The sequence below is a fragment of the uncultured Limosilactobacillus sp. genome (assembly GCF_934202235.1).
Taxonomy (GTDB): domain Bacteria; phylum Bacillota; class Bacilli; order Lactobacillales; family Lactobacillaceae; genus Limosilactobacillus.
On the sequence record NZ_CAKPXS010000005.1, the window covers coordinates 21138 to 34682 of the forward strand.

At 49.2% G+C, this 13545-nt stretch carries 11 protein-coding genes; 5 read left to right on the top strand and 6 right to left on the bottom strand.

Features of this window, described 5'->3' with window-relative positions; all coding sequences use genetic code 11:
- Positions 1-51: 51 nt before the first annotated feature.
- Positions 52-1404 (bottom strand): amino acid permease, encoded by a 1353-nt coding sequence (locus tag Q0E49_RS01580; protein ID WP_295745945.1) that lies wholly within the window; start codon positions 1402-1404, stop codon positions 52-54.
- 556 nt (positions 1405-1960) lie between these two features.
- On the opposite strand from Q0E49_RS01580, the gene tyrS reads away from it, so the two are divergent.
- Positions 1961-3217 carry a tyrosine--tRNA ligase gene (tyrS, locus tag Q0E49_RS01585; protein WP_295745947.1) on the top strand — a complete coding sequence of 419 codons (1257 nt, stop codon included), beginning with the start codon at positions 1961-1963 and terminating at the stop codon, positions 3215-3217.
- Between the two features lie 52 nt (positions 3218-3269).
- Here tyrS and rpsN read toward each other — a convergent pair whose 3' ends face one another.
- Together rpsN and Q0E49_RS01595 are read right to left on the bottom strand one after the other, a co-directional pair.
- Complete coding sequence (gene rpsN, locus Q0E49_RS01590; RefSeq protein WP_102280215.1) at positions 3270-3539, bottom strand: 30S ribosomal protein S14; 270 nt, start codon at positions 3537-3539, stop codon at positions 3270-3272.
- Positions 3540-3646: 107 nt separating this feature from the next.
- Complete coding sequence (locus Q0E49_RS01595) at positions 3647-4831, bottom strand: PLP-dependent aminotransferase family protein (protein ID WP_295745952.1); 1185 nt, start codon at positions 4829-4831, stop codon at positions 3647-3649.
- A 519-nt stretch (positions 4832-5350) separates the two neighbouring features.
- Here Q0E49_RS01595 and Q0E49_RS01600 point away from each other — a divergent pair.
- Positions 5351-6307, top strand: coding sequence for a ketopantoate reductase family protein (locus tag Q0E49_RS01600; protein WP_295745954.1), 957 nt, complete (start codon positions 5351-5353; stop codon positions 6305-6307).
- A gap of 54 nt (positions 6308-6361) precedes the next feature.
- Here the strand turns inward: Q0E49_RS01600 and trpS are convergent, their stop codons facing one another.
- From trpS to Q0E49_RS01615, 3 genes are all read right to left on the bottom strand, one after another.
- Positions 6362-7387, bottom strand: coding sequence for a tryptophan--tRNA ligase (gene trpS, locus Q0E49_RS01605; RefSeq protein ID WP_295745957.1), 1026 nt, complete (start codon positions 7385-7387; stop codon positions 6362-6364).
- Positions 7388-7619: 232 nt separating this feature from the next.
- The gene (gene serS / locus Q0E49_RS01610; RefSeq protein WP_295745960.1) at positions 7620-8918 is read right to left on the bottom strand and encodes a serine--tRNA ligase; all 1299 of its coding nucleotides are present in this window, start codon (positions 8916-8918) and stop codon (positions 7620-7622) included.
- Between the two features lie 281 nt (positions 8919-9199).
- A complete protein-coding gene (locus Q0E49_RS01615; protein ID WP_295745962.1) occupies positions 9200-10339 on the bottom strand; it encodes an ArgE/DapE family deacylase in 1140 nt (379 codons plus the stop codon).
- Between the two features lie 274 nt (positions 10340-10613).
- Between Q0E49_RS01615 and Q0E49_RS01620 the strand changes: the two genes are divergently transcribed.
- From Q0E49_RS01620 to dltB, 3 genes are read left to right on the top strand one after another with little or no spacing between them, the layout of a single operon-like run.
- Entirely contained in the window at positions 10614-10754 is a 141-nt protein-coding gene (locus Q0E49_RS01620; protein ID WP_102280199.1) for a teichoic acid D-Ala incorporation-associated protein DltX, read from the top strand.
- Positions 10755-10777: 23 nt separating this feature from the next.
- Positions 10778-12310 (top strand): D-alanine--poly(phosphoribitol) ligase subunit DltA, encoded by a 1533-nt coding sequence (gene dltA / locus Q0E49_RS01625; RefSeq protein WP_295745968.1) that lies wholly within the window; start codon positions 10778-10780, stop codon positions 12308-12310.
- A complete protein-coding gene (gene dltB / locus Q0E49_RS01630) occupies positions 12310-13530 on the top strand; it encodes a D-alanyl-lipoteichoic acid biosynthesis protein DltB (protein ID WP_295745971.1) in 1221 nt (406 codons plus the stop codon). Before dltA ends, dltB begins: the two co-directional genes overlap by 1 nt.
- Positions 13531-13545 lie beyond the last annotated feature (15 nt).

Below are 13545 nucleotides of genomic sequence, written 5' to 3' on the forward strand. Positions count from 1 at the left end.
ATTCTTTTTTAAAGGACGGAGGCTGCCACTTCGACAGTCCCCGTCCTCAAATCATTTTCGTTTTTTCGATAAGTCATACGCAAAGAACAACACAATAAACCAGCCAACGGAAAAAATTAACGGCACCCGTGTTTCCGGCAAAAAGGCCAGGATAACGAGAATGAATGCAAAGAAGAACACCGTCAGCCAGCTAGAAGCGGGATAGGCCGGCATCCGAAACCGGGCCACCCCGCTGCGATTTTGCCGGCGGTAAGCAAGGTGGCAGACAAGGATGATTAACCAAACAAAAATAAAGTTGATCGTCGATACCCCCGAGACAATGTTAAAGATCCCGGCTGGCATCACATAGTTGAGGATTACAACGACGAAGAGAATGGCGCTAGAAAACTGGAGAGCATAGTTTGGTACCGCCTTATTACTGAGCTTAGCAAACCGCTGTGGTGCATTTCCACCGGTTGAGAGGGCATACAGTGAACGACTAGTACTAAAGATTGCGCTATTTGTCGCCGATAATGCCGCCGTCAAGACGACGAAGTTTAAAATGGCTGCTGCACTGGTAATTCCAATGCCCCGAAAAACCTGGACAAAGGGACTGGACGTCGTCACAATCTTGTTCCACGGGTAAATAGCCATAATTGCAATCATCGAGCCGATGTAAAATAACCCGATTCGCAGTGGTAAGGCATTAATCGCCTTCGGAATATCTTTTTGCGGGTCCTTGGTCTCACCAGCAGTCAGGCCGACCATCTCAATCCCCACAAAGGCAAAGACTACCATTTGGAAAGACCGAACAAAACCCGGTACCCCGGTAGGAAAGAATCCACCATGATTAACTAAGTTGACCAACGAAGCATGACTGCTACCAACCTTGGCGTGCATGATAATCATGACGCCACCAATGGCAATCAGCGCCAGGATCGCAAAGACCTTAATCATTGAAAAGGCACTTTCAAATTCGCCAAACAGCCCGACGTCAATCATGTTGACCAGCATCAACAAGATAATAATCACCAGCGGCCCCACCCACTGTGGAAGATGAGGAAACCAGTATCTCAGATAGATCCCTGATGCCGTCAGGTCAGCCATTGCCAAGCTAAGCCAACACGACCAATACGTCCAACCAGTAATAAACTCCATCCGGTCGCCCAGGTAAAGTTTGACGAAGTCGATGAACGAGTGCTTACTAGTATCTGACATAATCAGTTCACCAAGCGCCCGCATCATGAAGAAGCAGAAAATACCAACAATGAGGTAGGAAAGGATAATCGACGGTCCAGCGCTGTGGATTGCGGAGCCCGACCCCAAAAAGAGTCCGGTCCCAATCGCGCCACCGATGGCAATCATCGTAATATGCCGGCTTTTTAATGAGCGCGACAGTTTTTCATCTTGTGTTTTCTTGTCCATCTTTTCACCCCTTAGCAAACAAAAAACGCTCCTGGAGTTGTTCCAGGGGCGTCATTTAACGCGGTTCCACCCATTTCACGACATTGCTGCCGCCTCAGTAGTTGATAAGGGAACCACCCACTATTTCTTAACCATGAACAGGTGAACTGCCTTCCACCACCGCAGTTTCGCTGGACACCCGATAAGTGTTTTTTATTATACGAGCAAATGAGCGAATGTCAAACGAAAAATGAGCAGGTAATGAGAAAAAGCGGCTTTATCTTCATAATTTTATTATCGGGAATTGACAAGCGCGTGATTTTGTTGTCTAATTTAACCAAGTTAATACTCCGCAGTGAGAAGTTTCAGTAGCTGGACGTTCCCCGCCACAGAGAGCCGGCAACGTTGTGAACCGGTGCATAGCGTTTCAGTGAATTACCCTTTTCGTTTTTCTGCGGATTCGTGAAGGTACGCAGTGCGTACGAAGCTGGGTGGTACCGCGAAATTTCGTCCCAGGGCTGAGTGATCGGCCCCGGGCTTTTTTTGTGGCCATCCGATGTCGAATGGAGGCTTTTCAATGGATATTATCGAGGACTTAAAATGGCGCGGTGCCATTAACCAAACAACTGACGAAGCAGCGTTGCAAAAGCTGGTGGACAGCAAGTCGATCGGTCTCTACTGCGGGGTTGACCCAACAGGTGACAGCTTGCACATTGGTCACCTCATTCCCTTTATGGTACTGAAACGGTTCCAGCAAGCGGGCCACCACCCAGTCATCATCATCGGCGGCGGGACTGGCGCAATTGGTGATCCCTCTGGTAAAAAGTCTGAACGGAAGCTGCAAACGATGGACCAGGTTAAGCACAACGAAGAGTGCCTGACCAAGCAAATGGTCAAGTTATTCGGTACCAAAAACTTCACCATCGTTAACAACCGCGACTGGTTAGGTAAGCTGAGCCTGTTAGACTTCCTGCGCGACTACGGGAAACTGTTCAACGTCAATACAATGCTCAATAAGGAAATCGTGGCTAGTCGACTAGAAGTTGGTATTTCCTTCACCGAGTTCACTTACCAGATCCTGCAATCAATCGACTTCCTGCATTTGTACAAGGAAGAAGACGTTCAACTGCAAGTCGGTGGGGCTGACCAGTGGGGGAACATTACCTCGGGAATTGACCTGATTCACAAGGTCTGTGGACCAACAGCCAACGTTCACGCCCTGACGATTCCACTAATGCTCAAGGCTGACGGGACTAAGTTCGGCAAGACCGCTGGCGGTGCCGTTTGGCTTGACCCAAAGAAGACGTCGCCATACGAATTCTACCAATTCTGGATCAACCAGGATGATCGTGACGTCGTCAAGTACCTCAAGTACTTTACTTTCCTTAGCCACGAAGAAATTGATGAACTGGCAGAAAAGGTCAAGACTGAGCCATGGAAACGGGAAGCACAGCGCCGGCTGGCCGAAGAAGTAACAAAGTTTGTTCATGGTGAAAAGGGATTGGCTGAAGCTCAACGAATTACCAATGCTCTCTTCTCTGGCGAAGTTGGCAGCTTATCTGCCGACGAAATTGCCAGCAGCATGAAGAACATGCCGGGAGCCGACGTTCCTGCCGAAAAGCAGCCGCTGGTTGAATGGCTGGTTGACACCACTGGGTTTGAGCCATCACGCCGTAAGGCCCGCCAAGATATTAGCAATGGCGCCATCCGGATCAACGGTGAAAAGGTTACTGATACTGACGCCGCGATCGACCCAACTGACCACTTTGATGGCCGCTTCGTGGTTGTCCGCCGTGGTAAGAAACACTACTTCCTTGCCCGTGTCCAAAAGTAAATTAGTCACAAGAAAAAAGCTCAGTGCCCGTCATGGACACTGAGCTTTTTTACTACCAGCTAGCCTTACGAACTCCGGGCAGCTGTCCTTTGTGGGCCAGGCGACGGAACGTTAGCCGTGACATGCCAAATTTACGCATATAGGCGTGCGGGCGCCCATCATAACGATCACGGTTGTGCAACCGGACCGGACTCGAGTTTCGCGGCAATTTGCTTAAGGCCACGTAGTCTCCGGCCGCCTTCAGTTGCTGCCGTTTTTTCGCATAGCGTTCAACCATTGCCCGCTGGTGCGCTAGTTTTGCAATCTTTGATTTTTTTGCCATAAAATACCCCGTTAACAGTAGCAATGCGACAAATAACAACATTGTTCATCTGCTTGTCAATTCGGGGTAAGTATATCAGTAATATTTACATTTGTAAATTCAAATGTCTACTTCACGTACTTCTGAAGAACTTCACCAAGGCGTTTGAGCCCTTCCTCAATCTGGTCTTCCGCCATGTTGGAGTAGTTCAGCCGGAAAGCTCCCGGTTGAGGTTTTCCCGCAAAGAACGGGTCACCCGGGACAAAGGCGACGTTATTTTTCAGACATTCTTTGAACACCGCGACAGTATCGTCGACACCTGGCACTTCCACCCAGAGGAACATCCCCCCTTCAGGGTTAGTGTACTTAACCGCGGACGGGAAGTATTTCTTAATTCCCTCAATCATCAGTTGCTTGCGTTTGCGATAAAGAGCACTAATTTCCTCAACATGAGCATCAAGGTCGTTGTTTTGCACGTACTCAACGGTGGCGTACTGCGCCAGGTTATCGGTATGGAGGTCGGCAGACTGTTTTAAAACCGTTAACTTATCAACAATTCGCTTATTAGCCACGATCCAACCCAGCCGGAAGCCAGGAGCCAAAGTTTTAGAGAAGGTCCCCATGTAACAAACGTGGCCGTCATGGTCAAAGGACTTCACCGCCGGTACATGCTGACCAGCAAAGCGGATCTCACCATAAGGATTGTCCTCAAGAATTGTCAGATCATACTTGGCAGCTAGTTCCGCCATTTTCTGCCGCCGCGCCAGGGGAATCGTCCGCCCCGTCGGATTCTGGAAATTCGGGACAGTATACAACAGTTTGGCGTCCGGATGGGCTTTCAGTGTTTCTTCGAGGGCGTCAGTCCGCATCCCATCATTATCCATTGCGACAGATACCAGGTGGGCTCCATAAGATTTAAAAACGTCAACCGCACAGAGGTAGGTCGGTTGTTCCACCAAAACTACGTCTCCTGGATCAACCAATGCTTTCCCCACCAGGTCAAGCGCTTGCTCAGAACCAGTCGTGATCAACACGTTCTCAAGTTCTCCGTGAATCCCCTCCTTCTCTGCCACGTGGTGGAGAGCCCACTCCCGAAGTGCCGGCACCCCTTTGGCGGCACCGTACTGCATCAGTTCACGGCCATGTTTATCAAAGGCCCGCTCAACCGCCGCTTTCATTTCGGTAACCGGAAATAGCTCTGGTGCTGGCAAGCCACCGGCAAAGGAAATGATCCGCGGGTCAGCAGCAGCCTTTAAAATTGACCCCACTGCGTCCGTCCCGTCTGCTGGAACTCTTGATGAAAATTTAACCATCGTCGGTCACTCCTTTGTCTTTCTTAGCGTTTTCTAATTTAAGATTGAAGTTAGCATACACCCCCACTTGTGAAATGTAAAATACTATTTGCCGCAGTTTATTACGGTTGGCTGGCCCTTATTAGAAGACAAATCTTTTTTAAAAAAGCCCTTGACTTTTAGTGATTTTGCAATTAAATTAAAATGCAATTAGAAAAACAGATGACCAAATACGTTGAAAAGAAGAGTAGCCCTTCACTGTTTGCCAGAGAGTCCTTGGCTGGTGAAAAAGGATCAACCAGTGACCGGCGAAAATCACTTTGAGTACCTGGACGAAAGCTAGTAATCCACGGTGGGTGCAGCCCATTATCGCTGCCGTGTTTAATGCTGCCGCATTGAACATTAAGACTGGTAGTGCGAGCTGCTGGTAAAGACAGGGTGGTACCACGCGAAGCGTCCCTCAACTAGACACTAGTTCTAGTTGGGGGCTTTTTTATTCGGCGAATTGATCATTGGTAACAACTAAAGGAGTGGATGACAATGAAGTTTACAGTTGTAGGAGCCGGTGCAATGGGATTACGGTTTGGGGTTTTACTCCAGGAAGCCGGTAACGAAGTCGACTTTGTCGAAGGTTGGGAACCACACTACCAGAAAATGAAGGAGCAAGGCGGCGTCCTGGTTACCCGCGAGCACCAGAATAAGCACCTGGTCCCGGTTAACGTCTACCGTCCTGAAGACTATACAGCAACTGATGCCGATTTCGTTTTCTTCGAGTTGAAACAAATGCAATTACCTGACATGCTGAAGCGTTGTCAACACTTTTTCGCTGACCAGTATTGTTTGACCGCCATGAACGGGATGGGACACGTTGAACAATTACTGAAGTACTTCCCGAAAGAAAAACTGGTTGCTGGGACCGCCCTGGTCGCTACCATCCTGACCGGTCCTGGTGAAGTCGAGTTTGTCGGTAAACGTGGTGCCGGCACAACGAACTGGGCCAACTACACCGAGCAGCCTGACGAGAAGACTCATGAACTCATGGCTGAACTAAAAAAAGCGAATTTCAACCCCTCACTAAAGACTAATTTTATGGGTACGCTGATGACCAAGGTAGTCTTCAACTCCGTCGTCAACACCCTTTGTACGATGTTTGAGATCACGATGGGAGAATACGCTAACTTCTCCGGCGCAGACGAACTCAGCAGACAATTAATCGACGAAGCCTACGATGTCTGCGAACGGGCCGGTGTCCAGCTCGTCTCCTCCCGTCAAGAAGAATTGGACAGCGTCAACTACGTTTCCAAGGTTGGGAACCCCCACCACTACCCATCGATGTACCAGGACATGAGCCATAACCGACCAGTGGAAGTTGACTACATCAATGGTTACTTCGTCAAGCTTGGCCGGAAGTATCACTACGAGGCAGCTACCCACCGGATGGTTACCAACCTCGTTCACCTCGCTGAAGCAACTCGTGAAGTTCGGACTAATCGTTAACCTCTTAACAAACGAAAGTCGCCCAGCGGTTCTTATCCGCCGGACGACTTTTGCTTATTTCAAATTGTCAAAGTAGTTAAGTCCCATTGCCGCCTTAACTTCCTTGAGGGTCTGGTTAGCAACTGCATTTGCTCGCTGACTCCCCGCTTGCAGCATCCGATAAACTGCCGGGAGGTCCTTCGCATACTCAGCACGCCGCTGGCGAATTGGTGCTAGTTCACTATTCAAGACCTCAAAGAGATACTTCTTGATCTTGACGTCACCAAGGCCGCCACGACGATAATGGTCTTTCAGTTCCGCAACCCGTGACTTATCTGGGTCAAAGATATCAAGGTAGGTAAAGACGATATTCCCTTCTACCTGGCCAGGATCGTCCACGTGAATATGGTGCGGGTCAGTGTAAATGGACATTACTTTCTGATAAAGGGTCTTTTCATCATCACTCAAGTAGATAGTATTACCCAGTGACTTACTCATCTTTGCGTTGCCGTCTAGGCCGGGCAGACGCCCCTGACCTTTCGGAGGGAAGATTCCTTCTGGTTCAACCAGCACGTCAGTATGGTAAGTGGAATTAAAAGTGCGAACCAGTTCCCGGGCTTGCTCGAGCATTGGCTCCTGGTCATCCCCCACTGGCACTAACTGGGCCTTAAAAGCAGTAATGTCAGCCGTTTGACTAACAGGATAAGTGAAGAAACCAGCAGGAATCGACCGGCCAAACTTCTTCTGCTGAATTTCGGCCTTTACCGTGGGGTTGCGTTCCAGGCGGGAAACCGTCACCAGGTTAAGGTAGTACATATTCAGTTCTGACAATGCCGGGATCTGTGACTGAACGTAGATCGTACACTTCTGCGGATCAAGGCCCACCGCCAGATAATCCAGTGCCACCTGTGCCAAACTGTTTTGAACCTTTTCTGGATCATGGGCGTTATCCGTCAGCGCCTGCTGATCGGCAATCATGACGTAAAGGTCGTAATCACCACTGTTTTGCATCTTCACCCGTTCCTTGAGAGAACCGATGTAGTGACCAATATGAAGCTTCCCCGTTGGCCGGTCGCCCGTTAATGCAACTTTTTGTCCCATCATAATCTTCCTTTCTATACAAAAACCCTACTTTCCAAAGAAAGTAGGGCGAATTGACCGCGGTGCCACCTACGTTACAGGCAGCCGCCTGTCACTCATTTATTATCATTGATTAATTAAATGGTTCCATTTCAGTTACCGTCGGGGTTCTCACCAGCCCCCGTCTCTGTTTTGGCTTCCTACTTGCGCACCACTAACAATATTTTAAGTTATTTCCCGGGAAATGCAAGCGCTACTTGTTGTTAAACGGGACAGCGTTGTCCTTCGTAATCTTCTTCACACCGTGCATGTAAGGAACCAGGACATCAGGAATCGTCACCGAACCATCCTCATTCTGGTAGTTTTCCAAGATAGCAGCCACACACCGGCCAACAGCAAGGCCAGAACCGTTCAGGGTGTGGACGTATTGCAGCTTGCCGTTCTCGTCACGGTAGGTAGTGTGCATCCGCCGTGCTTGGAAGTCAAGACAGTTACTGCATGATGAAATTTCACGGTACTTATGCTGAGCTGGGAACCATACTTCAATGTCGTGGGTCTTCGCTGAAGTAAAGCTGGCGTCACCCGTTGACAGGGTAATGACGTGGTATGGCAGGTTCAGCTTTTGAAGGATCTCTTCCCCGTTCTTGGTCAGCTTCTCCAGTTCATCATAAGATGTTCCCGGCTTACAGAACTTAACCATTTCAACCTTATTGAATTGGTGCATCCGGATCAGTCCCCGGGTGTCACGGCCAGCGGCACCAGCTTCAGAACGGAAACATGGTGTAAGGGCCGTGACGTAAACTGGCAGTTTATCGGCAGGAATTTCTTCACCATAGAAGTAGTTAGTCAACGGTACTTCGGCAGTCGGAATCAGCGTCATGTCCTGACCGTTAACCTGGTAAACACCTTCACGGAACTTCGGGAACTGGCCGGTCCCAAACATTGCCTTAGCCTTTACAATGTACGGCGGCAGCACTTCGGTGTACCCATCTTTCATGTGCTGGTCAAGCATGAAGTTGTAAACGGCCCGTTCCAACTGCGCACCGAGGCCCAGGTAGTAAACAAAGCGGGCCCCGGAGTTCTTAGCAGCCCGGTCGAAGTCCAGGATTCCCAGCTTCTCACCGATTTCCCAGTGGTGCTTCGGTTCAAAGCCCAAATCGGTAATCTTGCCAACCCTGTACTCTTCCCGGTTATAGCTTTCGTCAGGCCCTACCGGGACGTCGTCAGCCGGAACATTTGGCAAGTGCAGCAACTTGTCTTCCAGCGTTTTGTCATTTTCTTCGATTTGTTCGTCCAGCTGCTTGATTTCGCCACCAATTTCCCGCATATGCTTGATGACTTCTTCGGCTGGCGCATGGTTCTTCTTGGCTTCCCCAATCTTCTTGGAAGTAGCGTTCCGTTCTGCCTTCAGCGTTTCCGACTTTTGCAATAGCTCCCGCCGCTTGGCATCGAGGGCAATGATTTCGTCAATCTCTTCCGCCTTAACACCACGGGTCCCCAACTTTTGCTTGAAAAAGTCTGGGTCTTTGCGAATCTTCTTAATATCTAGCATCGACATTACCTCCAATAACTATTAAAAGAGCCATTTCATCCCTAGTTTGGGACGAAATGGCTCTTGTTCCGCGGTACCACCCAAGTTTGCTGCCTAACAGCACCCTTAATGAATGGATAACGGCCATTTCCGTGCGGCATTACCCGCCCACATTTAACGCGCCGGAGTTTCGGCTCCCAGCTCGCACCAGCCGCTGGTTCTCTGTCAGCCTACTTGAAACGCTTCGTGTTTTCCTATCTGTTCGCAGTTTATTACATTTTAATTAGTTTTTCAACTATCAATTATGCTAAGTATTGTTTAGCAACATTTTCATAAGTGGCATTCACTTTCAGGTAGTTGTCAACGGCAACGTGTTCGTTAACCTGGTGGGCTAACGACCAGTCACCCGCACCAACAAGAAGCATCGGGCACTGCACTGCATGAATGTAGTTGGAAGCATCACTGGCGCCGTGGATGACATTCATTGCTGGAGCACTACCGAATGCCTGTTGGTGTGCCGTCTTCACCAGCTGGACAAATTCGCCATCGGGGTCATTAGCAACTGGCCGGAAACTAAAGCGAACTGCTAGTTTCAGTTGAACGCCTGGTTGCTGATTAAGCTGGTCGACTGTCTGCTGAATGCGCTTGATACAGTCCTCGTTATCGCATTCGGGAACTGGACGGATATTCCCCTGTGCCTCCGCATAATCGGGAATAATGTTCAACTGGCTACCACCCTTAAAGACATTGACACTGTGCACCGGCTTGCCCAGGACCGGACTAGCTGGTGCGTCATCGAAGGCGTGCTTTTCGGCAACCACAAATTGAGCCAGGTTCTCGACCGCGTTGATCCCTGTTTGCGGCATCGAACTGTGGACGCTTTTACCAAATGATTTCACGGTATAACCGATCGAACCGTTATTGGCGTAAACAATATCACCGCCAGTCGGTTCGCCGACAATCATTGCCGTCGCATCATCAACAAAGCCCTGCTTAGTTAACTGTTCGGACCCCATCGCGCCGAGTTCTTCACCAACAGTCCCCAGAAAACGGAGCTTCCCCCTTTGTGGGAGGCCAGCCTCCTTCAGCTCAATGAGGGTGATGGCCATGGCCGCCAGCCCCGACTTCATATCGACACTCCCGCGACCGTAAATATCGCCGTTAACCTCGTCAGCACTTAACGGGTCGTGGTCCCAATGATCACGATCACCGAGCGCAACCGTATCTAAGTGCCCCGCTAAGACTAGGACTGGTCCCTCCTGACCGCTGTCCAGTTCAGCAACCAGGTTGTCGCGATCCGGCGCATACTCCTCGAGTTGTGACGAAATACCGTAGTCCTTAAACAACCGTTGCAAATAAACTGCCGCCTGTTTTTCATGGTCGTTAGCGGTATTAATCCTGATGAGGTCTTTTAAGACCTGAACTTTAGTTTGTTGGTCCATCCACGCCATCCTCTTTCTAATATTTTTGTAATGATATTCTCATTTTATCGCCTTGGCAAAAAAATTCCAGTCTAATTTCCGGATTCAGTCGATAAAATAAATTGCATTCCGCGCCGGTCTCATCGAGAATAGAGAGTTACACGGGTAACGTTGTATTTTCTGATATTGATGTGTATAATTTCACTTGTTGAACCTTATTTTCGGGATCAAAGCAACGGGCGGGAATCAACCGCCGCTTATCCCGGTTTTAGACACAGAAAGGGAGGGTAGACAGATGTTTTCCAAGCTGAAAAATCATCCAACCGCAAAATTCTGGTTGACTACCTTACTGTACTTCGTTGTGCTAATGCTCGTCATTTACTTGTACGGCTATTTTGGCGCTGGCCAAGCCCCGTTCATCTATAACGAGTTCTAGCTTTTAAATAATGGAGGAAAATTTTGATTTCAAATATTGCACAAGCTATCGATAAACAAGCTCAAGCTCACCTCGATAAAGTCTTCTTTGACGAAATGGGGACGACCCACACTTACCGTGACCTGCTAGAAGCGTCCAACTCGCTAGCAGCCTGGCTTGATAAAGCGCAAAACGTGCCAGCTGGCAGCCCGATTGTTTTCTATGGCGACCACCAATTTGAAATGGTTGCCGGCTTTATTGGCGGGATCAAGGCTGGTCATGCCTACATCCCAGTCGAAACTAACACGGCATTACCACGGCTGCAGTCCATCATTAATACGGCTAAACCACGGCTGGTAATCGCGATCGACGAATTCCCAACCGAGAAATTGGACTATGACGGCGCCGTTTTGGACCGGTTTGAGCTCCAACAAATCTTTGATCAGCAAACACCATACCAGGTAGGCCACGAAGTGTTAGGCGATCAACCGTTTTACATTCTTTTCACCTCCGGAACGACTGGTTCGCCAAAGGGTGTGCCGATCAGCCACACTAATATCTGCTCATTTGCCAACTGGATGCTCGGTGATTCATTTAATATCCCGGCAGAACAGACTTTCCTGGGCCAAACACCGTTTTCTTTCGATGTTTCTCACATGTACTGGCTGACTGCCGTCTTATCTGGCGGCACAATCAAGGCATTGCCATTGCCGGTAGTCCAAAACTTCGGTCAGATGTTCAAGGTCCTGCCGTCATTGAAGGTCAATGTCTTCGTCGGCACCCCCTCCTTTGGTGAAATGCTGCTGCTAAGCCGCGACTTTAACGCCGAAAAGATGCCCGACTTGAAGTACTTCGTCTTCTGTGGTGAAGAGCTGACTGTCGGGACCGTCAAGCAACTCTTCAAACGCTTCCCCGACGCCCATATCTTCAATACTTATGGGCCAACGGAGGCGGCTGTGGCGGTTACGAGCTGTGAAATCACGAAAGAAATGGTCGACCACGACAAGCGGTTGCCAATTGGTGTCGACAAGCCCGGCGTAACAACCAGCATCTGGAAAGACAACAAGCAGGTCAATGAACCTGGCGTCCACGGGGAAATTATTATCGCCGGTGACAGTGTTGCCAACGGTTACCTCAACAACCCGAAGAAGACTGCTCAAAACTTCTTCATGTTAAACGGTGTCAAAGCCTACCGGACAGGTGACGCTGGCTTCATCAGTGAAGATGGAATGCGCCACATCATCGGCCGGATGGACTTCCAAATTAAGCTGCACGGGTTCCGGGTTGAACTAGACGAAGTTCGGGCGAGCCTGGAACGGAGCCAATACATCAAACAGGCCGTGGCCGTTCCAAAATATAACCGTAACCACCAGGCAACCCACCTCATTGCCTACGTCATCGCCCAGCCAAATGACTTTGAGAGTGAACAGGAATTAACTAAGGCCATCCGCGACAGTCTCAAAGATCAAATTATGGACTACATGATGCCAACGCAGTTTATCTACGTTGACTCCTTCCCGAAGTCAGCTAACGGTAAGATTGCCGTTAAGCAGCTGATTGCGGAGGCTAACAAATAATGCTTAATTGGATTGCATCGATGCCCAACCTCTCAGCCTACGGGACACCAACCTACTTCATCTACTTGTTGTTGGCGGTCCTCCCGCTGGGGATTGGTTTATACTACGGCAAACGATTTAGCTGGTACGAGGCCTTAATCAGCTTTATCTTCTTATTCTTAATGTTTGATGGTTCCAGCGCTAAGCAGATGGTCTCACTGGTGATTTACGTCATCTACCAGACCCTCCTGGTAATGGGCTACTACCACTACCGACAGAAGAACAACGCCGGTGGTGTCTTCTACCTGACCGTCTTTCTATCACTACTCCCAATCGTGATCGTCAAGGTGACCCCCGCAATGGTCGGCCATAACTCGCTACTTGGTTTCCTCGGTATTTCTTACCTGACTTTCCGGGCAGCCGGAACGATCATTGAAACTCGTGACGGTGCCGTGAAGGAAATTAACTGGTGGAAATTCGTCCGCTTCATGCTCTTTATGCCAACCATTACTTCTGGTCCAATTGACCGTTACCGGCGGTTCTCCAAGGATTACCGGAAAGTGCCTAGTCGTGAGAAGTACTTGGGCATGGTTGAAAAGGGGATTATGTACCTCTTTATCGGCTTTTTATACAAGTTCGTGATCGACTACTTCTTTGCCCAGCAATGGCTGCCAGCCGCCGAGAACATGGCCATGGCTCATGGCCATCACTTATCGTGGTGGGTTGTCGCTGTCGCCTACCTGTATTCTGGCGACCTCTACTTCGACTTTGCCGGTTACTCACTGTTTGCAGTGGCTATTTCTTACTTCATGGGTGTTGAAACGCCGATGAACTTTAACAAGCCATTCCTTTCCAAGAACATCAAGGAATTCTGGAATCGCTGGCACATGTCCTTATCATTCTGGTTCCGTGACTATATCTTCATGCGGTTCGTCTTTTTGGCAACCAAGAAGCACTGGTTTAAGAACCGGAACGTTCTCTCCTCATTAGCCTACATGCTCAACATGGTCACGATGGGCTTCTGGCACGGGGTAACGTGGTATTATATCTTATATGGCTTCTTGCATGGCCTGGCACTAGTCACTAACGACGCCTGGCTACGCTACAAGCGGAAACACTTTAATGGCTTGGAGAGCACCGCGCTAACACAAAACGTGGCCCGCTTCATTACCTTTAACTTTGTTGTCTTTTCGTTTCTGATTTTCTCAGGCTTTTTGAACACGCTGTTCTTTAGCCACTAGGATAATTAATAATTG